Origin of the sequence: Nocardia sp. NPDC051981 (assembly GCF_040680715.1) — a bacterium.
In the GTDB taxonomy this organism is placed as follows: Bacteria; Actinomycetota; Actinomycetes; order Mycobacteriales; family Mycobacteriaceae; genus Nocardia.
On the sequence record NZ_JBFAXK010000010.1, the window covers coordinates 46,279 to 73,203 of the forward strand.

Annotated in this window: 24 protein-coding genes; 11 read left to right on the plus strand and 13 right to left on the minus strand. The window is 68.9% G+C overall.

All coding sequences use genetic code 11. From position 1 onward, the window contains the following. Positions 1-17: 17 nt before the first annotated feature. Complete coding sequence (locus AB0L60_RS19195; RefSeq protein WP_364615418.1) at positions 18-1,244, minus strand: ketosynthase chain-length factor; 1,227 nt, start codon at positions 1,242-1,244, stop codon at positions 18-20. Continuing rightward, positions 1,241-2,536, minus strand: a complete 1,296-nt coding sequence (locus tag AB0L60_RS19200) for a beta-ketoacyl-[acyl-carrier-protein] synthase family protein (RefSeq protein WP_364615421.1) — start codon at positions 2,534-2,536, stop codon at positions 1,241-1,243. The genes AB0L60_RS19195 and AB0L60_RS19200 overlap by 4 nt, the downstream gene beginning before the upstream one ends. Before the next feature lie 203 nt (positions 2,537-2,739). Between AB0L60_RS19200 and AB0L60_RS19205 the strand changes: the two genes are divergently transcribed. Further along, a complete protein-coding gene (locus AB0L60_RS19205; RefSeq protein ID WP_364615424.1) occupies positions 2,740-3,486 on the plus strand; it encodes an SDR family NAD(P)-dependent oxidoreductase in 747 nt (248 codons plus the stop codon). 6 nt (positions 3,487-3,492) lie between these two features. Here AB0L60_RS19205 and AB0L60_RS19210 read toward each other — a convergent pair whose 3' ends face one another. Next, on the minus strand, positions 3,493-4,404 hold the full coding sequence (locus AB0L60_RS19210) for a zinc-binding dehydrogenase (protein WP_364615427.1): 912 nt from the start codon (positions 4,402-4,404) through the stop codon (positions 3,493-3,495). Between the two features lie 156 nt (positions 4,405-4,560). On the opposite strand from AB0L60_RS19210, the gene AB0L60_RS19215 reads away from it, so the two are divergent. Genes AB0L60_RS19215 through AB0L60_RS19230 form a run of 4 tightly spaced genes read left to right on the plus strand, consistent with a single transcriptional unit; the run spans position 4,561 to position 9,623 of the window. Further along, positions 4,561-6,186, plus strand: coding sequence for an ABC transporter substrate-binding protein (locus tag AB0L60_RS19215; protein ID WP_364615430.1), 1,626 nt, complete (start codon positions 4,561-4,563; stop codon positions 6,184-6,186). After that, a complete protein-coding gene (locus AB0L60_RS19220; RefSeq protein WP_364615433.1) occupies positions 6,174-7,136 on the plus strand; it encodes an ABC transporter permease in 963 nt (320 codons plus the stop codon). The genes AB0L60_RS19215 and AB0L60_RS19220 overlap by 13 nt, the downstream gene beginning before the upstream one ends. Further along, a complete protein-coding gene (locus tag AB0L60_RS19225; protein ID WP_364615436.1) occupies positions 7,133-7,960 on the plus strand; it encodes an ABC transporter permease in 828 nt (275 codons plus the stop codon). Before AB0L60_RS19220 ends, AB0L60_RS19225 begins: the two co-directional genes overlap by 4 nt. Next, on the plus strand, positions 7,938-9,623 hold the full coding sequence (locus AB0L60_RS19230; protein WP_364615439.1) for an ABC transporter ATP-binding protein: 1,686 nt from the start codon (positions 7,938-7,940) through the stop codon (positions 9,621-9,623). Before AB0L60_RS19225 ends, AB0L60_RS19230 begins: the two co-directional genes overlap by 23 nt. Here AB0L60_RS19230 and AB0L60_RS19235 read toward each other — a convergent pair. From AB0L60_RS19235 to AB0L60_RS19250, 4 genes are all read right to left on the minus strand, one after another. Beyond that, positions 9,563-10,420, minus strand: coding sequence for an AfsR/SARP family transcriptional regulator (locus AB0L60_RS19235; protein WP_364615442.1), 858 nt, complete (start codon positions 10,418-10,420; stop codon positions 9,563-9,565). The genes AB0L60_RS19230 and AB0L60_RS19235 overlap by 61 nt on opposite strands. A 47-nt stretch (positions 10,421-10,467) precedes the next feature. Next, positions 10,468-11,130 (minus strand): TetR/AcrR family transcriptional regulator, encoded by a 663-nt coding sequence (locus AB0L60_RS19240; protein ID WP_364615445.1) that lies wholly within the window; start codon positions 11,128-11,130, stop codon positions 10,468-10,470. 173 nt (positions 11,131-11,303) lie between these two features. Further along, positions 11,304-12,206, minus strand: coding sequence for an MBL fold metallo-hydrolase (locus tag AB0L60_RS19245; protein WP_364615449.1), 903 nt, complete (start codon positions 12,204-12,206; stop codon positions 11,304-11,306). Further along, entirely contained in the window at positions 12,203-12,538 is a 336-nt protein-coding gene (locus tag AB0L60_RS19250) for an antibiotic biosynthesis monooxygenase family protein (protein ID WP_364615452.1), read from the minus strand. Before AB0L60_RS19250 ends, AB0L60_RS19245 begins: the two co-directional genes overlap by 4 nt. Before the next feature lie 200 nt (positions 12,539-12,738). Between AB0L60_RS19250 and AB0L60_RS19255 the strand changes: the two genes are divergently transcribed. Further along, positions 12,739-14,271, plus strand: a complete 1,533-nt coding sequence (locus AB0L60_RS19255) for an MFS transporter (RefSeq protein ID WP_364615455.1) — start codon at positions 12,739-12,741, stop codon at positions 14,269-14,271. A 20-nt stretch (positions 14,272-14,291) separates the two neighbouring features. Here the strand turns inward: AB0L60_RS19255 and AB0L60_RS19260 are convergent, their stop codons facing one another. Beyond that, positions 14,292-15,146, minus strand: coding sequence for an NAD(P)H-binding protein (locus tag AB0L60_RS19260; protein ID WP_364615458.1), 855 nt, complete (start codon positions 15,144-15,146; stop codon positions 14,292-14,294). A gap of 162 nt (positions 15,147-15,308) precedes the next feature. Here AB0L60_RS19260 and AB0L60_RS19265 point away from each other — a divergent pair, with 162 nt between their 5' ends. The 5 genes from AB0L60_RS19265 to AB0L60_RS19285 are packed head-to-tail and all read left to right on the plus strand — an operon-like array spanning position 15,309 to position 19,881. Further along, a complete protein-coding gene (locus AB0L60_RS19265) occupies positions 15,309-16,403 on the plus strand; it encodes a methyltransferase (RefSeq protein WP_364615461.1) in 1,095 nt (364 codons plus the stop codon). Then, positions 16,372-17,415: a phosphotransferase family protein gene (locus AB0L60_RS19270; protein WP_364615464.1), complete on the plus strand. Its 1,044-nt coding sequence runs from the start codon at positions 16,372-16,374 to the stop codon at positions 17,413-17,415. The genes AB0L60_RS19265 and AB0L60_RS19270 overlap by 32 nt, the downstream gene beginning before the upstream one ends. Further along, positions 17,412-18,437 carry an MsnO8 family LLM class oxidoreductase gene (locus AB0L60_RS19275; protein ID WP_364615466.1) on the plus strand — a complete coding sequence of 342 codons (1,026 nt, stop codon included), beginning with the start codon at positions 17,412-17,414 and terminating at the stop codon, positions 18,435-18,437. Before AB0L60_RS19270 ends, AB0L60_RS19275 begins: the two co-directional genes overlap by 4 nt. Beyond that, entirely contained in the window at positions 18,434-19,552 is a 1,119-nt protein-coding gene (locus AB0L60_RS19280; RefSeq protein WP_364615469.1) for an LLM class flavin-dependent oxidoreductase, read from the plus strand. Before AB0L60_RS19275 ends, AB0L60_RS19280 begins: the two co-directional genes overlap by 4 nt. 29 nt (positions 19,553-19,581) lie before the next feature. Then, positions 19,582-19,881, plus strand: a complete 300-nt coding sequence (locus tag AB0L60_RS19285) for a muconolactone Delta-isomerase family protein (RefSeq protein WP_354838102.1) — start codon at positions 19,582-19,584, stop codon at positions 19,879-19,881. Between the two features lie 57 nt (positions 19,882-19,938). On the opposite strand, the gene AB0L60_RS19290 is transcribed toward AB0L60_RS19285, so the two are convergent. From AB0L60_RS19290 to metE, 5 genes are all read right to left on the minus strand, one after another. Further along, positions 19,939-20,811 carry an alpha/beta hydrolase gene (locus tag AB0L60_RS19290; protein ID WP_364615473.1) on the minus strand — a complete coding sequence of 291 codons (873 nt, stop codon included), beginning with the start codon at positions 20,809-20,811 and terminating at the stop codon, positions 19,939-19,941. Between the two features lie 78 nt (positions 20,812-20,889). Continuing rightward, the gene (locus AB0L60_RS19295) at positions 20,890-22,014 is read right to left on the minus strand and encodes a bifunctional 2-methylcitrate synthase/citrate synthase (RefSeq protein WP_364615476.1); all 1,125 of its coding nucleotides are present in this window, start codon (positions 22,012-22,014) and stop codon (positions 20,890-20,892) included. Next, positions 22,014-22,928 (minus strand): methylisocitrate lyase, encoded by a 915-nt coding sequence (prpB, locus tag AB0L60_RS19300; protein ID WP_364615479.1) that lies wholly within the window; start codon positions 22,926-22,928, stop codon positions 22,014-22,016. Before prpB ends, AB0L60_RS19295 begins: the two co-directional genes overlap by 1 nt. Continuing rightward, positions 22,928-24,430, minus strand: a complete 1,503-nt coding sequence (prpD, locus tag AB0L60_RS19305; protein ID WP_364615482.1) for a 2-methylcitrate dehydratase PrpD — start codon at positions 24,428-24,430, stop codon at positions 22,928-22,930. The genes prpB and prpD overlap by 1 nt, the downstream gene beginning before the upstream one ends. A gap of 215 nt (positions 24,431-24,645) precedes the next feature. Then, positions 24,646-26,904, minus strand: a complete 2,259-nt coding sequence (metE, locus tag AB0L60_RS19310) for a 5-methyltetrahydropteroyltriglutamate--homocysteine S-methyltransferase (protein WP_364615485.1) — start codon at positions 26,902-26,904, stop codon at positions 24,646-24,648. Positions 26,905-26,925: the final 21 nt, after the last annotated feature.

Sequence of the window (26,925 nt, forward strand, 5' to 3'; positions counted from 1 at the left end):
TTGGGGAAGTGGGGTTTTCATCGGGCGCCGCGCAGGACCACCGCCGAGGTGAACCCGCGCCCACCGCGGGCGAGCACGAGCGCGGCCGGCGTGGTCAGCTCACGCGGCTCCCGGACCAGGTCCAGGCGGGTGGGACAGGGATAGTGCTCGAGGCCGGGGGTGGGCGGGATGGTGCGGCTGTCCAGCGTGAGGGCGGCCGCGGCGATATCGAGCGCCCCGCCGCCCGCGAACAGTCGTCCGGTCCCGGTCTTGGGGGCGGTTACCGGGACCCTGTGCGCGCCGAATACCGTGTCGAGCGCGGCGATTTCGTGATCGTCCTGTTCGCGGACTCCGGCCGCGTCGGCGAACACCACCCCGATCTCCCCGGGCCCAACGCGGGCGTCGGCGAGCGCGGCCCGGATGATCCGGGCCAGCGCCGGTGGCCGCGGTGAGCCGGGCCGCGGATCGAATCCGCTGGCATACCCGCTGATGTGGGCGTAGACGCGCGCACCGCGGTCGTGTGCCCGGTCCGGATGTTCGAGGACGGTCAAGGCGCCGCCTTCGCCGGGGACGAAACCCTCGGCGGTGTCGGCGAATGGCTGGTAGGCCCGTTTCGGGTCGGTGCTCGTGCTGACATTGCCCGCGGCGAGCGTGGCCAGCCAGCCCCACGGCGAGAGTACGGAATCGAAGCCGCCGGTGAGCACCAGCGGGGTGCCCGCGCGCACCAGCCGGCGGGCCTTACCGACCGCGTCGAGGCTGCCCGCCTGGTCGGCCACCACGACACTCGAGGGTCCGCGCGCGCCGTGCCTGATCGCGAGCTGCCCGGTGTTCACGGCGTAGAACCAGGCGAAAGACTGATACCCGCTGACATGGCGACTGCCCTGGGCCCATAGTTTCTGCAGCTCCTTCTGCCCGAACTCGAAGCCGCCGCTGGTGCTGGCGGTGACCACTCCGAGTTCGAAGTCGTCCCGGTCGTCCGGGGTGATGCCGGCGTCGCGCAGTGCGGCGTCGGAGGACACCAGGGCGTGCCGGGTGGAAATGTCGGTTTGCGGAAGCAGGCGGCCGGACAGCGGCGAGGGGTCGAAGTCGCGAATCTCCCCGGCCAGGGTGGCGGTGTACGGACTGGGATCGAAGCGGGTGATCCGGTCGATCGCCGAGCGCCCCGCGAGGGTGTTGCGCCAGTAATCCGCCACGGTGACTCCGGTCGGCGCGTGCACGCCGATGCCGGTGACGGCGGGCTCCACCGTGGCCGCGAGTCCGGTCATGGCGCGACCAGCACTGCGGCACTCTGGAATCCGCCGAATCCGCTGCCGACGCTCAGCACGGTGTCGGTGCGCTGGCCGCGCGCGGTCAGCGGCACGTAGTCCAGATCGCAGCCGGGGCCCGGGTTGTGCAGGTTGGCGGTCGGCGGGATGACGTCGGTGTCGATGGCCAGCGCCGAGGCGGCCAGCTCGAGGGAGCCGACAGCGCCGAGCGAATGCCCGATCATGGACTTGATGGAGCTCATGGGAACGCGCCGGGCATGGTCGGCCAGCGCCCTTTTCACCGCGGCGGTCTCGTGCAGATCGTTCTGTTTGGTTCCGGAGCCGTGGGCGTTGACGTAGTCGACCGCGGTGGGGTCCACCCGGGCCTGGTTCAGCGCGGCGCCGATGGCCTCGGCCATCTCCACTCCGTCGGGCCGCAGGCCGGTCATGTGAAAGGCATTGCCGCGCGTGGCGAATCCGGCGAACTCGGCGTAGATGTGCGCGCCTCGGGCGCGGGCCCGGTCCCAGTCCTCGAGGATCAGGGTCGCGGAACCCTCGCCGAGGACGAAGCCGTCCCGATCCCGGTCGAACGGACGCGACGCGTGTTCCGGGTCGTCGTTGTTGGGGCTGGTGGCCTTGATGGCATCGAAGCAGGCCACCGTGATCGGTGAGATCGGGGCCTCGCTGGCGCCGGTCACGACGATATCGGCGGCGCCCTCGCGGATCAGATCGGCGCCGTGGCCGACCGCGTCCAGCCCGGACGTGCAACCGGTGGAGACCACCGACGTGGGTCCTTCGGCGCCGATCATCCAAGCCAGTTCCGCGGCAATGGAACTGGGCACCAGATAGTCGAAGAGCTGCGCCACCGCCCAGGCCGGGTCCACCAGCCATTCCCGGCCCTGATCGCTGACCAGGGAGTACTCGCGTTCCAGGCCGGTCGTGCACCCGACCGCACTGCCGATGCTGATGCCGATCCGCGCGGGGTCCACACTGCCGAGATCGAATCCACTGTCCTGCAATGCTTCCCGGGCGGTGGTGACCGCGAACTGGGTGACCCGATCCCAGGCCCGCTCCTCGCGCCGGCTCAATCCGTGGTCGTAGGGCCGGAAGTCGATCTCGCCCGCGATCCGGGACCGGTAGCCGCCGGTGTCGAACGAGCTGATCCGGCGGGTGGCGGTGCGGCCCGCGGTGAGCAGGTCCCAGAACTGGCCGGTGCCGACCGCACCGGGGGCCAGTATGCCGATTCCCGTGATCGCGACCCGGCGCGGTCCGTGCGCCTTTGTTGTCTTTGCTTGCGCCCCAACGTATGCCATGTTCCATCCTTTCGAGTTCGGAACAACTGCTGGCGATCGCCACGACTTCGTGTCAGTGGCGTCGACACTCGCATCGGCTGCTGGAGGCGACGCCGACGAATGCTGGAGGACCACTGGAATCGGCTGCTCCAGCGATCCTGTAGGCGGTTGTCCGGCGGGTGTGGGCACAGTCGAGCGACGACTGTCCACCTGGAGGAGAAGTAATGACTGTGCAGCCGAATGGTCTGGCCGAACGCCGCATCGTGATCACCGGGGGTGGCCGCGGGCTGGGCCGCGTGGTGGCCGAGGATCTGCTCCGCCACGGCGCGCGCGTAGTGATCGTCGGCAGGGAATCGACTGCGACACAGTGGATTCAGGAGCATCCCGCCGGGAGCGCCGTGACAGCGGATGTCACCGACGCCGTGCAGCTGGCGGCGGCCTTCGCCGAGGCCGGCAGCAGGCTCGGCGGTGTCGATGTGGTGTTCGCGAACGCAGGCGTGAGCCGCCCCGGCCCCTTGGCGGTTACGCCGCCGGCGAATTTCACCACGGTGCTCGAAACCAATGTCGTCGGAACGTTTCTCACCCTGCAGGCGGCGGTGCCCTATCTGGCCGACTCCGGATCCGCCCGATTCATCGCCCTGTCGTCGGCCCTGGCGCAGCGGATCGCGCCGGGCGCGGGCGCGTACTCGATCAGCAAGGCGGCCATCGAGACCCTGGTCCGCATCGCGGCGATAGAGCTCGCACCACAGTCCATCTCGGTGAACGCCCTGTCTCCCGGTTTCATCGACGAGGGGATGGGCCGCGATCTCATCGCGAATCCACCGGTGTGGGACCGGTACCTACCGACCATCGCGGCGGGTAGGCCGGGGCGGGCCGAGGAGATCGCCGGTGTGGCCCGGTTCCTTGCGGGTCCGGACTCGGACTACGTCAACGGCCATGTGCTCGAGGTGAACGGCGGCCTCGCGTTCTGACGCCTGCTACCAGTGCAGGACCGCCTTGCCGTGAAAGGTCCGCTCCCGGAGTGCGGACAGCGTGTCGTCGAGCGTGTCCAGCGGCCCGGTTCGGTTTACGGCGAGGCTCAAATCACCTGCGGCCCAGCGCCGTCCGAGCCAGAGCAGATCGTCGGCGGCCCCGGTCCCGGCGTCGAGCTCGTCGAACAGGTTCACGTAGCTCAGACTCACCCCGGGCCGCCGATGTCCCCAATCGACCGGCAGCTCGAGCGGCGCGCGGACGGTATTGCCGAAACTCACCAGCACGCCTCGCGGTTTCAGCAGCTCGAACGCCGCCTGCAACGTCGGTCCGCCGACACTGTCGAACACGACGTCGACCGGCCGCGGTGCGGTCGGTTCGCCTTCCGGAGAGACGACATCGAGCCCGGCATCGGTGATTTCGAGCCCGGTGCCGGTGAACCGGTGCCGGACCGACAGCACCTCGGCCCCGGCAGTGTGCGCGAGTTGCGCCAGCACCCCACCGACGCCGCCGCTCGTTCCGGTGACCAGCACGGTCCTGCCGATGATCGGCCCGGCTCGCCGGATGGCCGCGAGCGCCGTCAACCCGGCCACGGGCAGCGCGGCGAGATCGACGGCCGCGCCGGGGTCGTCGATGACCGCGACGTCACGGCGCGGCACGGCGACCCGATCGGCCCACCCGTCGCCGCGCGCGAGCGCGACGACGGCCCGCGAGTGCGCCGGCCCGTCGGCGTCGGCGTCCTCGACCGTGCCGAGAATGTCCCAGCCGAGCCGGGATCCAGCCGGAAGTCGCTCCGCCCGGGTCAGCTCACCTCGGTTGATCCCGATGGCCCGCACCCGGACCAGCACCTCACCGGGCCCCGGCGTCGGCTCGTCGACCTCGATCAGCCGCGTCGGCGTCTGCCGGTCGCCGGTGGTCACTACCGCTCTCATCGCACACCCGTCCTGTCGCGCGTATTTACGCGATCCAGCAAAACGACTGCCGCGCAACGCTGTCCAGCAAGCGCCGGATGCCTTCCAGCGTTCCTCCAGCGGCGCCGGAGTGCGGCTGCATCAGCGGCGACAACACTGCGAACCATGATGGGTAGAACCGTGTGGCCACTGGCCGCCCTGTTGACCGCTGCCGCGCTGGTCGCGGGCTGCTCCCCGGGTACGGATGGCGGGGGATCGGACGGGCCGCCGGTGGCCGGCGGCACGCTGCGTTTCGCGCTGCCCTCGGAGCCGAGTTGCCTGGACCCGGGGGTGAGTCCCGCCGACGCCACCGCCCTGATCGATCGCGGTGTGGTGGATTCCCTGGTGGCGCAGGGCAATGACAACACCTTCCACCCTTGGCTGGCGAAGAGCTGGACGATCAGCGATGACCTGACGCGGTACGTCTTCACCCTGCGCGACGATGTGGTGTTCCACGACGGCGCCCGGCTCGATGCCGCCGCGGTCAAGGCGAACTTCGACCGGATCGTCGATCCGAACACCAAATCCCAATGGGCGGCAACGCTGCTGGGACCGTACAGCCGGTCGACCGTGATCGACGAGCACACCGTCGAGGTGACGTTCACCGAGCCCTTCCAGCCGTTCCTCGCGGCGGCGAGCACCACCGCCCTGGGTATCCAGTCGCCGAAGAACTTCGCCGACAACGCCGGCAAACTCTGCGATCACGTGGTCGGGTCGGGTCCGTTCACCTTTGCCGGGCATACCGCGCAGCAGAGCGTCAGCCTCGCCAAGTTCGCCGGATACGACTGGGCCCCTGAGACTTCGGCGCATGCGGGACCTGCGCACCTCGATGGTGTCGAGTTCCGTTTCGTGCCGGAGAACTCGACCCGCATCGGGGCGTTGACCAGCGGCCAGATCGACGGACTGCTGTCGGTGCCCGCGCAGAACGTCAGCGACCTGAAGGCGGATGCTTCGCTCCGGTACACCCGCTACGACGCACAGGGCACCGGCTACGGCGTCTACATCAATACGCGGCGGGGTCCGTGGCAGGACCCACGCGTCCGCCGGGCATTGCAGCGATCGACCGATGTCGACGCGATCCTGTCCTCGATCTATTTCGGCGTCTACAGCCGGTCCTGGAGCATCCTGACCCCCGCCACGCAGTTCTACGATGCGGCACTGGAGAATTCGTGGAACTACAGCACCGACGAGGCCAACCGGCTGCTCGATGAGGCCGGGTGGAACCAGCGCGACGCAGCGGGCTACCGGGTCAGGGATGGCGTCCGGCTCCGTGCGACCTGGACGACCACCAGGGCACAGGACGAATCCAACTATCGGGGCCTGGTCGGGCTGGCCATCGTCGCCTCGGCCAAGCAGGTCGGCATCGAGATCGCCCGCACCAATGTCCAGACCGGTGAGCTCTTCCAGCTCGTCGCGCGCGGCGACTACGACCTGTTCGACACCAGCTGGTCATCCAACTCGCCGGACATCATGCGCAGCTTCCTGCTCTCCACCGCCAAACCGATGGCGGGACAGAATATTGCGTGGGTCGACGACCCACAGGTCGACGCGTGGGTCGGCAATGCGGCGCGCACGCTCGACGCGGGCGCGCGGCGCGCGGACTATGCCGCCGCCCAGCACTGGGCCATCGATCAGGCGGTGCTCGTTCCGATCTTCGTGCCCGCCAGCCAGGTCGCGACCCGGACCCGGGTGCACGGTATCGCCGCCGCCCCGGCGTCGTACCCGGTCTTCTACGATGCGTGGCTGAACTGATGGCCGCCCTGGTGACCGTCGCGGGTGCGACCCTGCGCCGGGTACTCGGAATCGCCGGAATCCTCACGGGGGTCGCGACCGTGACGTTCCTCGCCATGTCACTCGTGCCCGGCGATCCGGCCTACGCCATGCTCGGGAATGCGCCCGCGACCCCGGCGACTCTTGCCGCCATCCGTGCGCAGATGGGCCTGGACGAGCCGCTGCCGCAGCGGTTCCTGCACTATCTGGGCCGCCTGGCCCGCGGTGATTTCGGCGAATCCTTCCAACGACAGCAGCCGGTACTGCATGTGATCGGCGAACAGCTCACTCCGACACTGCAACTCGCCGCGGCGGCCATTACCCTCGGCGTCGCGGGTGCGCTGGTCACGGTGGTCGCGACCTCGGGGACAGGCCGCGTGCCGCGGGCGATCGCCCATGCGCTGGAGCTGATCGCGGTATCCACGCCGACCTTCTGGACCGGCACCCTGCTGCTGGCGGGCCTCTCGTTCCGTCTGCACCTGTTCCCCTCGACCGGTTCCGGTCCGGCGGCCCTGGTCCTGCCCGCGACCACCCTGGCCGTGCCCATCGGCGCGCTGCTCGCCCAGGTGATGCGGGACGGCGTGGACGCGGTCATGCTGTCCCCGTTCGTGCTCAGCGCCCGCGCCCGGGGGTTGGGTGAGCTGGACATCCGAATCCATCACGCGCTACGGCACACGCTGCTGTCCGCCGTCACGGTCAGCGGTTGGCTGGTCGGCGGTCTGCTCAGCGGCGCGGTGCTGGTCGAGACGGTGTTCGCGCGCCCCGGTCTGGGGCGAGTCCTGTTGTCGGCGGTCACCACTCACGATTTTCCGGTGGTCATCGCGCTGGTCATGTTCGGCTCGCTGCTGTTCATCGCCGTCAATTCCGTGGTGGACCTGGCCTATCGGGTCATCGATCCGCGCTCGGCGACGCCCTCGGGGGTGGCCCGGTGACCGTGACGCGGAACGCGCGACTGCTCCTGCCCGGCCTTATCGCCGTCGTGCTGGCGGCCTGTGTCCTCGTGCCCGGCTGGATCGCGACGCGATCGCCCATCGAGGTCGATCTCGGTCAAGCGCTGGCGACGCCCGGCCGCCACCACTTCCTCGGGACCGATCAGCTCGGACGAGACATCTTCGCGCGCATCGTCTTCGGCGCCCGCTATTCGATCCTCGTCGGTCTCACCGCCACTCTGCTGGCCGTGCTCGGCGGCACGCTGATCGGGCTGTGCGCCGCGCTCGGCGGCCGGCTCATCGACACCGTCATCGCGCGGGGGCTGGACATCGTGCTGGCGTTTCCGGGCGTCCTGCTGACGCTGTTGGTGATCGCGATGCTCGGACAGGGGGCGGGCAGCCTGATCGCGGCGATCGCCATCGCCGAATCCGCCTCGTACGCCAGGCTGGTCAGGTCGCAGGCCCTGGTGGTGCGGAACGCCGACTACGTGCGAGCGTCGATCGCGCTGGGCCGCTCGCCCGGATATCGGATCGCCCGCCATATCGTCCCGAACTCGCTGCGCCCGACCGTCGTGCTGGCGACCCTCGGCGTCGGCAGTTCGATCATGATCGGTTCGGCCCTGAGTTTCCTGGGGCTCGGCCCGAAAGAGCCCACCCCCGAATGGGGTTCGATGCTGTCGGCGGGCCGTGAACTGTTGTCCAAGTCGTGGTGGGTGGCCGTTCCGCCCGGAGCCGCCATCACCCTCACCGTCGTCACCGTCACCGTGCTCGGCCGGGCACTGCAACAACGTTGGGAGGGCGGCCTTGCCCGTTCTGCACGTCGATGATCTGCACGTCTCCTTCGGCCGGGGCGGTGACCGGGTAGCGGCGGTGCGCGGCATCGGTTTCGAGCTCGCGGCCGGTGAATGCCTGGCGCTGGTGGGGGAATCCGGGTCCGGCAAGAGCGTCACCGCCCGCGCGCTGCTGGGCCTGACCGGACCGGGATCGACGGTCGCCGCCCGGTCCCTGCGCCTGGGGGACATCGATCTGGATCGATTGTCCGCGCGGGAGTGGCGTTCCGTGCGCGGCCGGGAGATCGCGCTGATCCTGCAGGACGCGCTGATCTCGCTCGACCCGTTGCGGCCCGTTGCGGCCGAGGTGGGCGACACGCTTCGCGCGCACCGGCTCGCGCGCTCCGCGGCCGACCGCGCCCGCCGGGTCGACGAGTTGCTGAGATCGGTCGGCATCGACGATCCGGAACTGCGCAGAACCATGCGCCCACATCAGCTTTCGGGCGGGCAGCGGCAGCGGGTATTGATCGCGTCCGCCCTCGCGGGCCGGCCGAAGGTGATCATCGCCGACGAACCGACGACGGCCCTCGACGCCACCGTACAGGCGCGGATCCTGAAACTGCTGTCCGCCCTGCGTGATGACGGCACCGCCCTGCTGCTGGTCAGCCACGACCTGTCGGTGGTCGCCGGAATAGCCGACCGGGTCGCGGTCATGCACGAGGGCCGCATTGTCGAACAGGGCCCGACCGCACGGGTTCTCGGCGCACCCGAGCACCCCTACACCCGCCGGCTGCTGGCGGCGGTCCCGACTCCCGGCAAACGGGGCAGGCGGCTGTCCGGGGATGGCCGGACTGTCGCGCGATCGGAACCGGCGGTCCTCGTCGACGGCGGGACCGAATCCGCCCCGCCCGCCCTGTCCGTGACGGGGTTGTGCAAGTCGTTCCGCGTGGCCCGCGGCCGGTCGGTGGCGGCCGTCACCGAGGTCGGCTTCGAGCTGCCGGTCGGCACCACGCTGGGCCTGGTCGGCGAATCCGGCTCAGGCAAGAGCACCACCGCCGCACTGGTTCTCGGCCTGCTGCGACCGGATGCCGGCACCGTCACCCTCGGCGGCCAACCCTGGAGCGCCCTGCCCGAGCGGGCCCGCCGGGCCCGGCGGCCGGAGGTCGGCGTCGTCTGGCAGGACCCGGCGAGTTCGTTCGATCCCCGCTGGGACGTCACCCGGATCATCGGTGAGGCCCTGCCCGCGCGCGGGCGCAGCGCCACCGATCGGCGCACGCGAATCCTGAGCCTGCTCGATTCCGTCGGTCTGCCACAAACTTTCGAACGGCGGCGGCCCGGCGAGATGTCCGGCGGGCAGCGCCAGCGGGTGGCCATCGCCCGCGCCCTGGCCTCCGATCCCGCCGTCCTGATCTGTGACGAGCCGGTCTCCGCCCTGGACGTCACCATCCAGGCGCAGATCCTGGATCTGCTCGCGGATCTGAAAGCCCAGCGGGGACTGTCGATGCTGTTCGTTTCGCACGATCTCGCGGTCGTGCAGCACCTCAGCGACTCCGTGGCGGTGATGTCCGCGGGCCGGATCGTGGAGCAGGGGAGTGTCGACCAGGTCTTCGACACTCCGCAGCACGACGTCACCCGGGCCCTGCTCGCCGCGGTCCGGCTTCAGCCGCAGAGCGAATCCACCTGCGGTCGCAGTCGACCCGCGATGAGCTCGGCCGAATAGCGCGAGGCGGCAACGATTTTCGGTGGCGGAGCCAGCTCCGGGGCGCTGCGCAGCACCTTGTGGTGCAGTTGCTGCAGCGCCGGGGTGGGCTCCAAGCCCAGCTCCTCGGCCAGCCGGTGCCGCAACCGCTCGTACACCTGCAGCGCGTGCGCCTGCCTACCGGAGCGGTAGAGCGCGATGATCAGATGCGCGTGCAGGCTTTCCAGCAGCGGCGAGCGCTGCACCATGCCGCTGAGTTCACCGATCAGTTCGCGATGACGGCCCAGCCGCAGATCCACCTCGATGCGGTGTTCGAGGATCGACAGCCGCACCTCGTTCAGGCTGGTGGCCCACATGGTCAGCACCGGACCGGGCTTGATGTCGGTGAAGACCGGGCCGCGCCACACGGCCAGCGCCGCGCGCAGCGCGCCGTCGGCGCTATCGTCGTCCTCGGCGGCGAGCGCCAGCCGCGCCAGCCGGACCTTGTCCTCGAAGACGTCGACATCGAATTCCCCGGGGCCCACATGCAGGAGGTAGCCGCGTTCGCGGGTCTCCAGCCGGGACTCGCCCCGATCCAGGTTCGAGCTGTGCTCGCCGAGGCATTTGCGCAACTGCATGACATAGGTCTGGAGCGTGGAGGCCGCCGAGGACGGCGGCGCCGACTCCCACAGCTCCTCGATGCAGTAGTCAGCCGAGATCACCCGGTTCGCGTTCATCAACAGCAGGGCGAGCAGTTGGCGCTGCTTCGGTGCGCTCGGGACTGCGCCGACACCGTCGATGCAGCACTGCAGTGATCCCAATACCCCGAATTTGATCATGTGTAGCTCCCGAGCTGTATGAAGATTTCAGCGCGCCGGAAATCCGGTCACGCTGGTCGTTCGATCGCGTAGGCGCGCAGAATCAGTCGTGCGGCGCGCGCCGAGATCTCTGCGGCCCGGTCCGGCGTGAGCGCGATGGTGCCGAAGGCCGAGGCCTGCTGGCCGTCGTGGGACAGCTGCGCGAAGAACTGGCCCGCCACCTCCGTCGGCTCGGTCGTCTCCAGAATGCCCGCCGCAGCGAGCACTTCGAAGCGATGGGCGAGCCACCCGGCGATCCGCGGCCCCTGCGCCACGGATTGGTCGGCACAGACCTGATGCAGGTCCGGATGCCGCGCCACCTCACCGACGATCAGCCGCCGTACCGCGGACACCCGTTCGGACAGGGTCACCGCGAGGAACAAACGCCCCACCGTGACCAGATCCTCGAAGACGGTGTCCGGATTCCGCAGCAGGCGCGGATCGAGTTCGTCGGCCGTATCGGCCGCCGCCCGCACCCCGGCGAGTACCACCCGGAACAGGGTCCGTTTGTCGCCGAAGTAGTTGTAGATCGTCTGCTTGGACACGCCGGCCTGCTCGGCGATGGCCTCGACACTGGTTCGCTCGTAACCGAATTCGAGGAACGAGTCCGTGGCGGCAGCCACGATCACCGACCGCTTGCTCGCCGCGCGTGATTCCAGCGCGACTGCGGCCCGGGACGAAGCTGACACCATGGGCACACTCCTTCATTCGAAATGCGATCCGATTCCACAGGCTAGCCAGCGTCCGCCGGGTGCGGAATCGTCCCGCTCGCGGTGATCGGAAGGCTTCGTTAGTATTTCATAATCTGTTACGGCACAGTCGAATTGGTGGCTTGATCGGCAATCGGCGGGTGGGCGTGCCGAGGTCAGGCTGAGGCCGGGATCGAATGCCCCAGGAAGGCCGCCATATCCGCCAGGACCGGTCCGGACCGGATCCGCACGGCGGTGTCCGCGATCTCGGCGTACGCACAATGGAGATTAGCCACCAAACGCTCCGGTTCATTCCACGACGACCACGGATGGTCGCCCAGTCGCGCCGGATCGACCTGGCGGGCCGCCTCGAGCGGCGTCGCGCCGGACGGCATCGCGTCCCGGGCGACCGCGAGCAGCCAGTCGAGATAGTCACGGGTCTCGGTGAGGGCGTGACGGTCGGCGACCTCGCCGTGGCCGCCGATGATGATCTCGGGCGCCAGGTCCCGCAGCCGATCGATCCAGTCGAGCATGCCGTGCACCGAACCCGACAGCAGGAACGGTGTCGTGCCGGGCATGACGAGATCACCCGCGATGACGACCCGCGCGTGCGGCACCCATACCGCCAGATCGGCGTCGGTGTGTCCGATACCCCCGGTGAGCAGGTGGATCTCGCGCTCACCGGCGTGCAGGACGGCCCGATCACCCACCCCGACACCGGGCAGCACCAAAGGCAGGTCCCCCCAATCGATCTCGGGCCACAGGGCCCGCACCGCCCAGCCGTTGCGAGCCATCGCCGGCCGGCACATTCGATGCGCGACGACCGGAGCCGGGGCGAACAGCGCGTTCCCCGCCGTGTGGTCCCCGTGCCAGTGGGTGTTGATCACCATCGCCGGCGAGCGCGCGCCCATCCGCGTCAGCGCGGAACGCAAACCGCGGGCCCGGCTTTCGGTGCCCAATGTATCCACCAGAACGGATTCGCCGTCAGCGCGGACGAGCGCGGCATTGCTCACGCACCAGCCGCCGGGGCGCTCGATATAGGCGAAGACGTCGTCGGCGACCTCGTCGAGTGCGCTCACCCCGACTGACCGGCCGATCGAATGATCCGGCACAGCTGTGGATCTCCGGCCGCCACCTCACCGACCCGGGTGCGGGTGCGGAATTCCGGATTCGAGGTCGCGCGCAGGAATGCCTCGCGGCCGGACCAGCGAGCGATATTGATGTAGACGTCCGGATCGCTCTCGGATTTGAGCAATTCGTAATGCCGGAAACCGGGTTGCCGCGAGAAATAGTCCGCGACATCGGCATAGATCGATTCGAATCGCTCCGCCGGACCCGCCAGGCGCAGGACGTTCACGAAGACGTACTCGGACTGCCCGGCCGCTACCGGGTCGGTCGTTGGATCGGACATCGATCGTCCCCACTTCTCATCGATCGAACACGTGTCTCCAGCATGTGCGCGGGATCTGCAGCGCCACTGGAGTCCCGCTGGAGTCTCGCTGGAGTCCCGCTGGAGTCGGATTGACGGTGGACTCACGAGTCCAGATATTGGACCCATGAGTCCATCGGACTCGAATCGCCTTTATATCCAAGGGAATTGGAGCCCAATCCATGTCCACACCGTCTCCGTCGCTCGACACCACACGGTCCCGGATTTCTCATCCGCCGGATTGGGCGGTGCTGAGCCTGCTCTGCCTGGGGCAGCTGATCGTTGTCCTCGACCTTTCGATCGTCAATGTCGCGCTGCCCGCCATCCAGGGTTCGCTCGACTTCTCCGACGCCGGACTGCAATGGGTGGTCAACGGCTATGCGATCACCTTCGCCGGCTTCCTCTTGCTCGGCGGCCGGGTCGCCGACCTGATCGGCCGCCGGCGGGTGTTCCTCATCGGCCTCACCATTTTCACCCTCGCCAGCCTGGCCGGTGGGCTGGCCAGGTCGTCGGAATGGCTGGTGATCGCCCGCGTCATCCAGGGTTTCGGCGGCGCGCTGCTCTCGCCGGCCACCCTGGCGATCCTGTCGACCACCTTCACCGAGGGCAAGGCGCGGGCCCGTGCCACCGCGGCCTGGGGTGCGATCTCGGGGGCCGGGGCTGCACTGGGGTCGGTGCTCGGCGGCGTACTGACCGATATCGCCAGCTGGCAGTGGATCTTCTACGTCAATATCCCGCTCGGTGCGCTGGCCCTGGCACTGACCTATCCATTGCTCGGTGAGAGCCGGGGCGCGGCGGGCAAGCGACTCGACGGGGTCGGCGCGGTGCTCGTCACCACGGCGCTGGTGGCGCTGGTGTTCGGTGCGGTCGACTCCCAGAACCACGGCTGGTCCGCACCTTCGACCTGGGGGCCGATTGCAGGTGCGGCCGTGCTGCTGGTCTGGTTCACCGTGCACGAGGCGAAGGTCGCGTCCGCGCCGCTGATTCCGTTGTACGTCTTGAAGATCCGTTCGGTCGCCTTCGCCAATATCGTCATGTTCTGGATCGGCGCGGCGGTGATCGCGCACTTCTACTTCCTGTCGTTGTACATGCAGAACATCCTGGGCTACAACGCCTTCCGCACCGGCATCGCGTTCCTGCCCGGCGCGGTGGCGATGACCATCGGCGCGTACTCGGGTCCGCCGCTGGTCAAGCGTTTCGGGGGCGTCCGCCCGCTGCTGACCGGCGCGCCCGCGTTGAGCGCGCTCGGCTTGATCTGGCTCGCGTTCGTCCCGGATCACGGCTCCTTCGCGCTGCATGTGCTGATCCCCCAGGTCCTGATCACCCTCGGTGCGGGCTTGGTGATGGTGCCGCTCGTCATTGCCGCCACCGGCGGCGTGGCGCCCGCCGAGGCCGGCGTGGCCTCCGGAATCATCAACACCACCAGGCAATTCGGTGGAGCCATCGGACTGGCGGTGCTGGCCACCATCGCTGCCTCCCGGACTGGTTCCGGCAGCGGCGGCCACCCGCCGTCGCACGCTGAACTGCTGTCCGGCTATCACGCCGCGTTCGGTGTCGGCGCGGTCTTCGCGGTGGTGGCGTTGGTGTTCACCTTCGGGCTGCGGACCGCCGCGCCGCCCGCACCGGCGGCGGCGACCCCGGCGGAGCCGGAGATCGACGCACCTGAGTCCGATACCGCGCTGGAGACCACCGAAAGCAGTCCCGCCCGCCCATGACCGGCGCCGGGCGAGGGTCCTCACGAGTCGCCGAGGAACCTCGCCCGGTGGTCGCGCACGAACTTCTCATAGCTGATCGGCGGTGTCCCGGTGAGCATTTCGACGTCATCGAAGATCCGGCCCCGGACCGGGCCCGCGGCGACACGGGCCGCGGTGACCGCGTCCGCGACTGCCGCGGGCACCCGGCGGGCCAGCCGCTCCCGCTCCTGGTCGATCGAGATCTCCCGCACGGCGATCGGCCGGCCGAGCACCTCGGCGAGGACGGCCACCTGCTCACGCGGGCTCACCGCCCGCGGGCCGCTGAGCCGCAGCACCGGTGCGCCGGCGGGGTCGGTCTCCGCGGACAGCGCCCGGGCCGCCACCCGCCCGATATCGCGGGGATCGAGGTGGGCCGCGGGCAGATCGGGCAGCGCCACCTCGACCACGCCGGTGCCGAGAATCGAAGGGATCCACGCGAATGTATTGGAATAGAACCCATTCGGCCGCAACACGATCGACGGGATACCGGACTCGACGGCCACTCGCTCGCCCGCGCCATGCCAGCCGCCGAGCGCGCCGTCCGGATTCTCGTCCACTGCCAGCGACGAGACCGTGACCACCCGCCGCACGCCCGCCGCCGCGGCGGCCGCGACCACGGCAGCGTCCTGCCTCGCCTTCAGGTGGGCGGAGGTCGCGATGAAGACCGAATCCACGCCCTCCAGTAGCGGATCCAGTGTGCGGGGAACATCGAGGTCCCCGGCCACGAATTCCACTCCCGCCACCGGGGCGGTTCGGCCGGGATTCCTGGTCAGGGCACGAACCTTCGCGCCCCGGCGCGACAATTCCCGCACCGTCGCGGTGCCGACGATACCGGTGGCTCCGACCACGAGAATCATTCGAATCTTCTCCCTTGCACTGCGATTCACTGCGACGGCGGGAGCGTATCCGGCAATTCTGGCGCACGGTCGAATGCCGGATCCACGCTCCAGAGATCCTCCAGGAGCTGTGCAGCAGCGCTTTCTACGGTCGATTCCGACGCCAAACCTCAGGAGAACTCGATGAGTCACGTCTCCACACCGCTGATCCCCGCTCCCGGTGAGACCCTCGACAACACCGATTCCGGTGGATCGCCCGCACACATTCTCGGCCTGGTCTCCGGGGCCCGCCGCGCCCAGGTGGTGCTGGCCGCGGTGGAGCTCGACCTGTTCACCGCACTGGCCGACAAAGAGCTTCCGGCAGCCGAAATCGCCGCTATCACCGGAATTCAACCCGAATGGTCGCGCGATTTCCTCGATGCCGTCGCCACCACCGGACTGCTCATCACCGATCATGGTCGTTACGCGAACAGTCCCGATGCGCACCGTTATCTGGTGCGTGGCCGTCCCCACTATCTCGGCGGATTCCTGCGTTTCCTCGACAAGACCCTGCATCCGGCCTGGACCGGGCTCGCCGCCAGCCTGAAATCCGGGAAGCCGGCCAATTCCGATGCGGCGGACGGTGATCCGTACGGCACCCTGTTCACCGACGCCGACGATCGTCGCGCCTTCTTCGAGGCGATGGATGTGCTCAACGTCCCCATCGGCGCGGCGCTGTCGCGGCTGGACTGGTCGCAGCGCACCACCTTCGCCGATATCGGCGGCGCGCGCGGAAATATCGCCGCGGAACTGGTGCGCGCCCACCCACACCTCACGGCACAGGTCTTCGACCTGCCCGAGGTCGAGCCCGAATTCGACGCCCACATCACCGAACTGGGGTTGACCGACCGGATCGCCTTCCGCCCCGGCGACTTCTTCACCGATCCGCTGCCCAGCGCCGATGTGCTCATTTTCGGGCACGTCCTGCACAACTGGCCCGTTCACCGTCGGCAGCAGCTCATCGCCGCCGCCTACGCGGCGCTGCCGGAGGGCGGCACCATCGCCATCTACGACCCGGTGCTCGATCCGGTCAGCCCCACCCCACCGGCCTTGCTCGCCAGCCTGAACATGCTGGTGTGGTCCTCCGGCGGTAGCGAGTACACCGTCGCGGAGGCCGAAACCTGGCTGCGCGCGGCGGGATTCGTCGATATCGCCGCGGCTCCGCTCGGTCCGACATCCACGCTCATCACCGGCGAAAGGCCACATCATGGCGGTGCCACTGCAGCGATCGCGCGATAGCACCCGGGATCTGGTGCTGGGCTGGCTGTCCCGCACCTCGACCGGGTACGACATCGATCCGGACAGCGTCGATATCTCGCTGCCGCGCAACGGTTTCTCGGCGGAGACCATTCAGGTGACCGCGCGCGATATCGCGGGCGGCACTCACCGTTCGATCATCCGGGTCGGCGCCACCGGAGAGAGGATCTATCCCACCGAATCGATTGTGGCGCAGGCCGATGCGCTGCGGGCGGTCCGCCGCCACAGCGATGTGCCGGTGCCCGAGGTGCTGGCCATCGAACCCGATGCCACCGTGCTGGGCGCGCCGTTCTTCCTGATGGAGTTCGTCGACGGCCGGGTCCCGCCGGACTTTCCGTCCTACCACCGGTCGGGCTGGGTCGCCGACCTGGTGCCCAGCGAACGCACGGCGGTCTGGTGGGCGGCCCTGACCGCGCTCGAACGACTGCATTCGATCACGGCGGACACCGCCGATCTGCCCGATCTCGGTCCTGCGGGTCCCGCTGCGCAGGTGCGGTATTGGAGCGATGCGCTGGACTTCTATCGCTGCGCTGACGATCCGGTGATCCGGCGGGCCGAGCGGTGGCTGGCGGGCAATATTCCGGTCCACCGGTCGCCGTACGTGCTGCTGTGGGGTGACGCCAGGCTGGGCAACATCATCTACCGCGATACCGAGGTCGCCGCCCTCGTCGACTGGGAGATGACCGGATACGGCGAACCCGAGAGCGATCTCGCCTGGTTTCTGTACCTGGACCGGCACCTGAGCCGGGGGATCGGCGCGCAGCGACTGTACGGGCTGCCCGACCGGGACCGAACCGTCGAGGCGTACGCCGCGCTGTCCGGCCGGACCCTGCGCAATCTCACCTTCTACGAGGTGCTGGCCGGATTCAAATTCGCGCTCATCACCGCGGCGGTGACGCGCCGCGCGGAGCGAACCGGACTGCCCTCGGAGACGCCATTTCCCTTGCACCGCAATGCGGTAGCCCTGCTCGACGAAACCCTGGAGGCGCTATGACCATCAGATTGTCCATCCTCGACCAGGCTCCGGTGCCCGAGGGCACGCCCCAGTCGCAGGCCCTGGCCAATTCTCTCGACCTCGCCCGCCACGCCGAACGCTTCGGCTACACCCGCTACTGGGTCGCCGAACACCATGCCATGTACTCGCACGCCATCTCGGCGCCCGAGATCCTGGTGACCGCGATCGCCTCGGCGACCTCGACGCTGCGGGTCGGATCGGGCGGGGTGCTGCTCACGCACTACAGCCCGTTCAAGGTGGCCGAGACGTTCCGGACGCTGACGGCCCTGCATCCGGGCCGCATCGACCTCGGCATCGGACGGTCCACCGGCGCCGATGAGGTCGAGACCCTCGCACTGCGACCGGTGCCCGAGGCGGGACGCGGACCGTCGATCGACGCGAAGGTCGAACAGCTGCGCGCGTATCTGGCCGGCTCCCCGGCCGTCGACGGGGCGCGCCGGGCCCCGCTCGCGGTCCCGCTCGACGCGCCCGCACCGGATATCTGGCTGCTGGGCAGCAGCCCCGGGAGCGCCGTGTCGGCGGGCCGGGCCGACATCGACTACGCGTTCGCGCATTTCATCAATCCGGGGGCGACCCGGGAGTCCATCGAGGCGTACCACCGGCTCGCGCCCGGGCGGTCGCCGATCGTCGCGATCACGGCGGTGGTCGCTGATACCGAGGCCGAGGCCGCGCGACTGTACTCGGCCCAGCGCGCGGTGCGTAATCGATTGTTCCGCAACGATGTCCGGCCGATTCCGGAGCCGGACACCGCGTTGGCGGAGCTGGCCCGCTACGGCGACATCCTCGAAAACGAGAACTTCGAATGGCCCCGGTACTTCTGGGGCACGCCCGACCGGGTCGGTGACCGAATCCGTTCGCTCGCCTCGAGTCTCGACGTCGAGGAGATCATCGTCGTCACCACGGTGCACGACCATCAGGCACGGGTACGCAGTTATGAACTCCTGGCCGCCGAGTTCGCGCTGCCGGCCGCCACCTCTGCACTCCAGGACGTGACGCGATGAAGTTCGGCATCAACCTCTTTCCCACCGTCGGCCCGCACGACCAGGCGCCGGTCGACTACTACGATCACGCGCTGTCGATCGCGGTCTATGCCGAAGAGCTCGGCTATCACCACGTCAAGACCGTCGAGCACTACTTCTTCGAATACGGCGGCTACAGCCCGGATCCCACCACCTTCCTGACCGCCGTCGCCGCCCGGACGGAGCGGATCCGGCTGATCACCGGCGCTGTGGTGCCCGCGTTCGATCATCCGATCAAACTCGCAGCGCGGCTGGCGGTGCTGGACAACGTCAGCCACGGGCGGCTCGATGTCGGTGTCGCACGTGGATTCCTGCCGGACGAGTTCGCGGCTTTCCAACTGTCCCTGGATGATTCGCGGCCACGGTTCGACGCCACCGTGGCGGCGATCGTCGAGCTGTGGACGGGATCCGACGTGACCATCGACAACGGTTTCCACTCGTTCGGGCCGGTGACGCTGCAGCCGCGTCCGTTTCAGAGTCCGCACCCGCGCATCCTGGTGGCCACGGCGATCACCCCGGAGTCCGCCGAGCGGGCCGGTGCGGCCGGGTACGGGCTGCTGCTGGTGCCGTCGATCAATCCGCGGGAGAAGGTGCAGGACATCATCGCCCGGTACCGGGTGGCCCGGGAAGCCGCCGGATTCGACCCCGCCACAGCCGAAGTGCACCTGAGCTACAGCTCGTTTCTCGCCGACGACGCGGACGAGGCGCGCAGTCTCGGCGAGCAGTTCGCGAACACCAACCACCGTGCGCTGGCCCGGGCCGTCTCCGGCTGGTCGACCGCCCGCAGCACCCAGTACGAGGGGTACGAGAAGATCGTCGACCGGGTCGCAGGCGGGACCTTCGCTACCCAGCTCGCCGCCGACAAGACCATAGTCGGGACGCCGGCCCAGGTCGTCGATCAGATCGCTCGTATCAGAGAGGCGTTCGGCGACGTGACGATCAGCCTGCAGACGCCGCCCAGCACCGCGCCCGAGGCCGTCGTGCGGCGCTCGGTGCAACTCTTCGCCGAGGACGTGCTGCCGCACTTCTCGGCGCCCGTCGCACTCGACGGCACAGCCCCCGGCGTCGCGGCGGCGGCTGTCGCGCCGGGCCGATAGAAAACACCGCATCAGAAGGAGTTTCGAGCATGGCGCTCTTCGCCGTCTTCACCAAGCAGCACCCCATCGGCATCAGCGCCGACGAATTCCGGCACCGGCTGCCCGAGGGATTCGCACACCACGTCGATCTCGTGAAGCGGGGCATCATCAAGCACAGCTGGATCATTGCCGGACAGTCCGGCGGGCTGAATGTCTACGAGGTGGCCAGCCACGAGGAACTCACCGACGCGCTGTACGGCAACCCGCTGTCCTCGCACCTGGAGTTCGAGGTCTTCCCGCTGTCGGACCCGGGTGGGTTCGATGTCGACGAATTCGCCACGCGGGACTAGGACATGCGAAAGCGGGGTGGTCACCGACCGGTGACCACCCCGCTTTCGTGCACGCGGCTATCGGCCGCGGGCCAGGAACGTCTCGACGACGGAGCTGAACTCGGGCGCGTTGTCGACCCACGGATAGTGGCCCGCTCCCGCGATCGACACGTGCGTCGCGACCGGGAACAGCGCGGCGGCGGCGTTTCCGGCCTCCACACCGGTCAGCGCGTCCGCGGCGCCCGTCACGACCAGGACGGGTGCGGTGACCTGCCCGAACGTCGGCAGGAAGCGTTCGGGTTCGGTGCGATCGCCATTGCCGTGGAAGTGCTTCCACGCCTCGAGTGAGAACTGTTCGCGCTGTGTCGCGGCATGCGCGCGCTGCCGCTCACCCCACCCGCCGTACGCGGCCGGGACGTAGCGGTCCAGGAGGTCGAGCACGGCCTCGGGCGAGTCCTGCGGCCCGGCCGCTGCCAATTCCCCGGCAGCGGTACGTACCTCGTCGAACCACGGCTCGTCCGCGCGGGCATTCAGCAGGCTCGCGATATCGCCACCCCCGCCGAAGAAGTCCGGTCCCGGCACGACCAGCACCAAGCGGGACACCCGATCCGGATGATGCCCGGCGTACACGGCCGCGACCACCGCCCCCGACGAGTGGCCGAGCACATCGATCGACTCCACCCCGAGATGGGATCGCAGCGCGTCCACGTCCCGGGCGAGCGACGGATAGGCGTACTTGGCCGGATTATCCGGTGCCGCAGTGGATCCCGTGCCGCGCGCGTCGTACCGAATCAGGGTCCGGCTCGCGGCGAGCCCCCCGAGGTCCTCGAGATACCGCGAATCCCGCGGTCCGCCCGGCACCACGACCAACGGTGGCCCCGATCCGATCGCCTCGAACGCCAGCTCGGCCCCATCGAACGACACTGCGGTGCCATGAGTCGAAGTAGTCATAGCCCGAACCTACGAACCCCGGGTCCACTCTCCCTACGCCCTCGCTACAGCCCCGCTGGAAGCCTGGCGGCAACTCTGTCAGGCGACGACGGAACGTTGTGGGACGCCGACGTATTGGCTCAGGGGGCGGATCAGGGCGTTGGAGGCGCTCTGTTCGATGATGTGGGCGGTCCAGCCGGTGATGCGGCTCATGACGAAGATGGGGGTGAACGCTTCGATGTCGAAGCCGAGCAGGTAGTAGGCGGGGCCGGTGGGGAAGTCGAGGTTCGGCTTGATGCGGGTGGCCTCGTTCATCGTGCGTTCGAGGATGTCGTACATCCGCACCCAGGTGCCGCCGTCGGTGGCGGCGGCGATGTCGAGGAAAGCCTTTCTCATGGTGGGCACCCGGGAGTCGCCGTTCTTGTAGACCCGGTGGCCGAAGCCCATGACCTTTTCGTTTCGGGACAGCTTGTTGCGTATCCACTCCTCGGCCAGTGCCGGATCGCCGATCTCGAGCATGTCGTGCATGACCGCCTCGTTCGCCCCGCCGTGGAGCCGACCCTTGAGCGCGCCGATGGCGGCGGTGACCGCGCTGTAGATATCCGAGAGGGTCGAGGTGACCACGCGGGCGGCGAAGGTGGAGGCGTTGAAGCTGTGCTCCGCGTACAGGATCAGCGAGACCTCGAAGGCCTTCACCAGTTCGGGCGCCGGGATCTTGCCGAAGCACATGTTCAGGAAGTTCTCGGCGAAACCCAGATGTGAGTGCGGCGCAATGGGATCCAGGCCGCGGCGGCGGCGGTGATCGGCGGCCACGATGGTCGGCAGCACGGCCATCATGCGAAGTGCCTTGGCGCGGTTGGCTTTCGTCGAGTGGTCGTCCTCGGCGGGATCCTCGGCGCCGAGATAGCTGATGGCGGTGCGTACCACGTCCATGGGGTGGCAGTTGTCGGGCAGCTTGGCCACCAGCGACAGCAGCGAGCGATCCGCGCGCCGCGAGGCACGCTCCTGCTGCAGGAACTGGGCCAACTGGGTGTCGTTGGGCAGTTCTCCGTACCAGAGCAGGTAGGCGACCTGTTCGAAGCTGCAGTGCGCGGCCAGATCCTGGACGGCGTAGCCGCGGTAGGTCAGAGAGTTGGTTTCCGGCACCACCTTGGAGATCGCGGTGGTGTCGACGACGACGCCTGCGAGCCCCTTGTAAATGGTCGGTATCGTGGTCTCCGCCATTACTGATTCCTTCCAAGTGTGAAATTGAAGATGTCGGAATCGAATTCGTTGTAGCGCTCGTACTGCAGCAGCTCGTAGAGCCGGCTGCGGTGCTGCATACGGTCCAGCAGCCCGGACTGGGTACCGGTCGCCGCGATCTCCCGCAATCCGGTTTCGGCGGCGAACATGGCCAGCCGCAGCGTAGTCACCGGGTAGATGACCGCGTTGTAGCCGATCGACTCGAGCGTCTGGGCCGGAATCAGTTCGGACTTGCCGAACTCGGTCATGTTGGCCAGCAAGGGAATCGACACAGCAGCCCGGAACCTCTCGAAGTCGGCCACGGTGCGCAGCGCCTCGGTGAAGATGAGGTCGGCACCGGCGTCGGCGTAGGCCTTGGCCCGGTCGATGGCCGCGTCCATGCCCTCGATGCCCGCGGCGTCGGTGCGGGCACAGATCACGAAGTCCGGGTCCCGGCGGGCAGCCACGGCCGCACGCAGGCGGCGCACCATGTCGGCGGTGGGCACCACGGCCTTGCCGTCGAGGTGGCCGCAGCGCTTGGGATTGACCTGGTCTTCGAGGTGCAGCCCGGCGATGCCGGCGTCCTCCATGACCGTGACGGTGCGCGCGGCGCTCATGGGTTCGCCGAACCCGGTGTCGGCGTCGATGAGCACGGGCAGGTCGGTGACCCGGGCGATCTGGTGACCGCGTCCGGCCACCTCGGTCAGCGTGGTGAGCCCGATATCGGGCAAGCCCAGATCAGCGGAGAGCACCGCGCCGGAGACGTAGACGCCCTCGAAGCCGATCTCCTGAATCAGCTTGGCCACCAACGGATTGAACGCACCGGGCAACCGCTGAATCGTGCCGGAGCTCAGCCCCGCTCTGAACGCTGCGCGCTTGTCGGCGGCCGAGGTGGCGGCGGCGAGCAGGCCGGTCATCAGAACAGCCCCTTCGGCGACGGGAGCGCGCGGGCTAGCACGTCCGATGAGACGGTGAACGTGAGCTCCGGCAGCTCGTTCGCGGACAGCTCGCCCGCGCGCTGGGCCACCTCGAGGAAGCGGTCCTGCTCGGCGGGCGCGATGACACCCTCGGCGAGAGTGCGGAACTTGGCGATGTAGTGATCCCGGGCGAAGGGACGCGCGCCGAGCGGATGCGCATCGGCGACGGCCAACTCGTCGATGATCACCTCACCACTCTTCAATGTCACCTCGGCGCGGGCGCCGAACGCCTTCTCGTTCGGGTCTGTCGAGTGATAGCGCCGCGTCCACTCCGGATCCTCGGCGGTGGAGATCTTGTTCCACAGCTCGATCGTGTCCGGACGCTGCGCGCGCTCCGGCGCGTAGGAGCGCTCGTGATGCCAGGTGCCGTCCTGCAGCGCCACCGCGAAGATGTACATGACGGAGTGGTCCAGGGTTTCGCGAGAAGCCTTGGGGTCGAACTTCTGCGGATCGTTCGACCCGGTGCCGATCACGTAGTGGGTGTGATGGCTGGTGTGCAGCACGATCGACGCGATCTGGTCCAGGTCGCCGATCCGCGCCCGCATCCGCCGCGCCAGATCGATCGGGGCCTGGCTCTGGTATTCGGCCGAGTGCTCCTTGGTGTAGGTGTCGAGAATCCCGCGCTTGGGCTCACCCGGACCCGGCAGCGGCACCGAGTATTCCGCCTTCGGGCCGCCCAGCAGCCACGCGATCACGCCGTCTTCGCCCTCCCAGATCGGCGCGGGCGCGCCCTCGCCGCGCATGGCGCGATCCACGGCCTCCACGGCCATCTTCCCGGCGAAGGCCGGTGCGTAGGCCTTCCAGCTCGAGATCTCACCCTTGCGGGACTGACGCGTCGCGGTGGTGGTGTGCAGCGCCTGACCGACGGCCTGGTAGATGGTCTCGGTGTCCAGGCCGAGAAGCGTGCCGATGCCGGCGGCCGCCGACGGCCCGAGGTGGGCGACATGGTCGATCTTGTGCTCGTGCAGGCAGATCGCGCGCACCAGGTCGACCTGGATCTCGTAACCCGTTGCCAGACCGCGGATCAGGTCGCGGCCGGTGCGCCCGGCGTGCTGCGCGACGGCCAGGATCGGCGGGATGTTGTCGCCCGGGTGCGAGTATTCGGCGGCCAGAAAGGTGTCGTGGAAGTCGAGTTCGCGCACCGCGACCCCATTGGCCCACGCCGCCCACTCCGGGGAGTACGAGCCCTCGACCCCGAACACGGTGGCGCCCGGCCGATAGGGGTGGGCCAATGCCTGCGCACGGGCATTGGCGACCGGGCGGCGGGTGATCGAGGCCGCCGCGACCGCCGCATTGTCGATGATCCGGTTGACGATCATCGCCTCCACCTCCGGAGCGACCTCCACGGCATCCGCGGCAACCTCGGCGATCCGCCACGCGAGGTGTTCCTCTCGAGGGAAGTGCTCGGCGGAGCGGTGGGTGCGGACGAGATGGTGCTTCACGGGCGGGTCCTCCCAGACGTCGATTTCACCGGTACATTCCGGACGCTACCGAGCGCCGCATTCGGCTTGAATACCTCGCAATTGCCTACTTTTGCGGACCCGACCCTGCGAATCTGTGAAAGCTGCGGGGACACCGCGTGTCGGCCGTGTCTTCAGCTGGGCCGTGAAAACGACGCCGGGGCGCCCCGCGCGGTGTGGAGCGCCCCGGCGCGCGGTCAGCGCAGCGCCTGCGCCGCCGCGACCAGGTTGCGCAGCGAGGCGGTCACCTCATCGGTGTGACGCGTCTTCAGGCCGCAGTCGGGGTTGACCCAGAGCCATTCGGCCGGAACGGCTTTCAGCGCCAGGCTCAGCGACTGCTCGATCTCGTCCGGGCTCGGCACGCGCGGCGAGTGGATGTCGTACACGCCCGGCCCCACACCCAGGTCGAAGCCGGCTGCCGTGAGGTCGTCGAGCACCTCCATATGCGAGCGGGCGGCCTCGATCGAGGTGACGTCGGCATCCAATTCCGCGATGGCGCCGATGATCTCGCCGAACTCCGAGTAGCACAGGTGCGTGTGGATCTGCGTGGCGTCCGCGACGCCGGAGGTCGCCAGCCGGAACGCGTCCACCGCCCAGTCGAGATAGGCGGGCTGGTCGGCGCGGCGCAGCGGCAGCAGTTCCCGCAGCGCGGGCTCGTCCACCTGGATGATGCCGATACCCGCGGCCTCGAGATCCACCGTCTCGTCCCGGATCGCCAGCGCTATCTGGCGTGCGGTGTCCGCGAGCGGCTGATCGTCGCGGACGTAGGACCACGCCAGGATGGTGACCGGTCCGGTGAGCATGCCCTTGACCGGCTTGGTGGTCAGCGACTGCGCGTAGGTGCTCCAGCCGACCGTCATGGCCGCCGGGCGCACCACGTCGCCGAACAGGATCGGAGGCCGGACGCATCGGGTGCCGTAGGATTGGACCCAGCCGTTCACGGTGGCGGCGAATCCGTCGAGCTGCTCGGCGAAGTACTGCACCATGTCATTGCGCTCCGGCTCGCCGTGCACGAGCACGTCCAGGCCGATCTCCTCCTGCAGCGCAACGACTTCGGCGATCTCGTCCCGCATCCGCGCTTCGTATTCGGCCCGATCGATCTCCCCGCGCGACAGTTCCGCGCGCGCCACCCGGATCCGGCCGGTCTGCGGGAACGAGCCGATCGTCGTGGTCGGGAGCAACGGCAGGTGCAGTCGCTGCTGCTGGAGGGTCCGCCGCTCCGCGGCCGGGGCGCGCCGGGTGTCGGTCGCCCCGGCCAAGCGGGCCCGCACGGTCGCGTTGTGCAGCCGGGTGTCGGATCGCCTGTCCTGCACGGCCGTTCGCGCGGTCTCCAGCTGCTCACGGACCGCTTCCTGCCCCTCATACAGGGCGCTCGCGAGCATCCGGATCTCCGCGATCTTCTCCGCGCCGAAGGCCAGCCACGAGTGCAGCCGCGGCTCGAGCGCGGTCTCGGCGTCCAGGCTGTACGGAACATGCAGCAGCGAGCAGGAACTCGACACGGCGAGCGGCGCGCCGCCCTCGCTCAGGGCGGCCAGCCGGGAAAGCGCGCGATCGGGATCGACGCGCCACACGTTGTAGCCGTCGACGATGCCGGCAACGACGAGCGTGTCCCGAAGCGACTGCGCCGCAGCCACATCCGCGTCGCCGCCCGCAACCAGGTCGACGGCGATGCCCTCGACACCGGTCGCCGCCAGCACCGGCAGGGCCTCACCCAAGCGGCCGAAGTACGAGGCCACCAGCAGCGCGGGCCGCGCGGACACCTCGGCCAGCCGGCGATAGACGGTGTGCACCAGTGCCAGCTCGGTCTCGCTCAGATCGGTGACCAGCACCGGTTCGTCGAGCTGCACCCAGCGCGCGCCCGCGTCCGCCAGCAGGCCCAGTAGCCGGTCGTACAGCGGCAGCAGATCCGGCAGCCGGTCCAGCAGGTCGCTGCCGTCCACCGACTTGGCCAGCTTCAGGAACGTGACCGGTCCCAGGATCACCGGACGGGCCGGAACACCCAGCGCCAGCGCCTCTTTCAGCTCCGCCAGCGGCTTGGCAGGATGCAGCGAGAACTCCGTCGCGGCCGAGAGCTCCGGCACCAGGTAGTGGTAGTTGGTGTCGAACCACTTGGTCATCTCCAAGGGCGCGACCTCGGCGGTGCCGCGCGCGGCGGCGAAATACCGGTCCAGCTCGTCCTCGATGCCGCGTACCCGGTCGGGCAGCGCGCCCAGCAGCACCGCGGTGTCGAGCACATGGTCGTAGTACGAGAACGTCCCCACCGGAACCGAATCCAGGCCGGTGTCGCGGATCCGCAGCAGCTGTGCGGCGCGCAGCCCCGCCGCGACGTCGTGCAGCGCAGCGGCGTCGATCCGCCCTGCCCAGTACGACTCGACCGCGCGCTTGAGCTCGCGGTTGGGCCCGATGCGTGGCAATCCGAGCACCGTGGCGATGAAAGTGTTGTCAGGGTTCAGCATTGGTGAACTCCTTGGTCAGTA

What these genes read in the sequence shown, in the direction of transcription:
- AB0L60_RS19195 (WP_364615418.1), bottom strand. Translation starts at nt 1,244, where the DNA reads ATGACCGGACTCGCGGCCACGGTGGAGCCCGCCGTCACCGGCATCGGC.
- AB0L60_RS19200 (WP_364615421.1), bottom strand. Translation starts at nt 2,536, where the DNA reads ATGGCATACGTTGGGGCGCAAGCAAAGACAACAAAGGCGCACGGACCG.
- AB0L60_RS19205 (WP_364615424.1), top strand. Translation starts at nt 2,740, where the DNA reads ATGACTGTGCAGCCGAATGGTCTGGCCGAACGCCGCATCGTGATCACC.
- AB0L60_RS19215 (WP_364615430.1), top strand. Translation starts at nt 4,561, where the DNA reads ATGATGGGTAGAACCGTGTGGCCACTGGCCGCCCTGTTGACCGCTGCC.
- AB0L60_RS19235 (WP_364615442.1), bottom strand. Translation starts at nt 10,420, where the DNA reads ATGATCAAATTCGGGGTATTGGGATCACTGCAGTGCTGCATCGACGGT.
- AB0L60_RS19240 (WP_364615445.1), bottom strand. Translation starts at nt 11,130, where the DNA reads ATGGTGTCAGCTTCGTCCCGGGCCGCAGTCGCGCTGGAATCACGCGCG.
- AB0L60_RS19250 (WP_364615452.1), bottom strand. Translation starts at nt 12,538, where the DNA reads ATGTCCGATCCAACGACCGACCCGGTAGCGGCCGGGCAGTCCGAGTAC.
- AB0L60_RS19255 (WP_364615455.1), top strand. Translation starts at nt 12,739, where the DNA reads ATGTCCACACCGTCTCCGTCGCTCGACACCACACGGTCCCGGATTTCT.
- AB0L60_RS19260 (WP_364615458.1), bottom strand. Translation starts at nt 15,146, where the DNA reads ATGATTCTCGTGGTCGGAGCCACCGGTATCGTCGGCACCGCGACGGTG.
- AB0L60_RS19265 (WP_364615461.1), top strand. Translation starts at nt 15,309, where the DNA reads ATGAGTCACGTCTCCACACCGCTGATCCCCGCTCCCGGTGAGACCCTC.
- AB0L60_RS19270 (WP_364615464.1), top strand. Translation starts at nt 16,372, where the DNA reads ATGGCGGTGCCACTGCAGCGATCGCGCGATAGCACCCGGGATCTGGTG.
- AB0L60_RS19275 (WP_364615466.1), top strand. Translation starts at nt 17,412, where the DNA reads ATGACCATCAGATTGTCCATCCTCGACCAGGCTCCGGTGCCCGAGGGC.
- AB0L60_RS19280 (WP_364615469.1), top strand. Translation starts at nt 18,434, where the DNA reads ATGAAGTTCGGCATCAACCTCTTTCCCACCGTCGGCCCGCACGACCAG.
- AB0L60_RS19285 (WP_354838102.1), top strand. Translation starts at nt 19,582, where the DNA reads ATGGCGCTCTTCGCCGTCTTCACCAAGCAGCACCCCATCGGCATCAGC.
- AB0L60_RS19290 (WP_364615473.1), bottom strand. Translation starts at nt 20,811, where the DNA reads ATGACTACTTCGACTCATGGCACCGCAGTGTCGTTCGATGGGGCCGAG.
- AB0L60_RS19295 (WP_364615476.1), bottom strand. Translation starts at nt 22,014, where the DNA reads ATGGCGGAGACCACGATACCGACCATTTACAAGGGGCTCGCAGGCGTC.
- prpB (WP_364615479.1), bottom strand. Translation starts at nt 22,928, where the DNA reads ATGACCGGCCTGCTCGCCGCCGCCACCTCGGCCGCCGACAAGCGCGCA.
- metE (WP_364615485.1), bottom strand. Translation starts at nt 26,904, where the DNA reads ATGCTGAACCCTGACAACACTTTCATCGCCACGGTGCTCGGATTGCCA.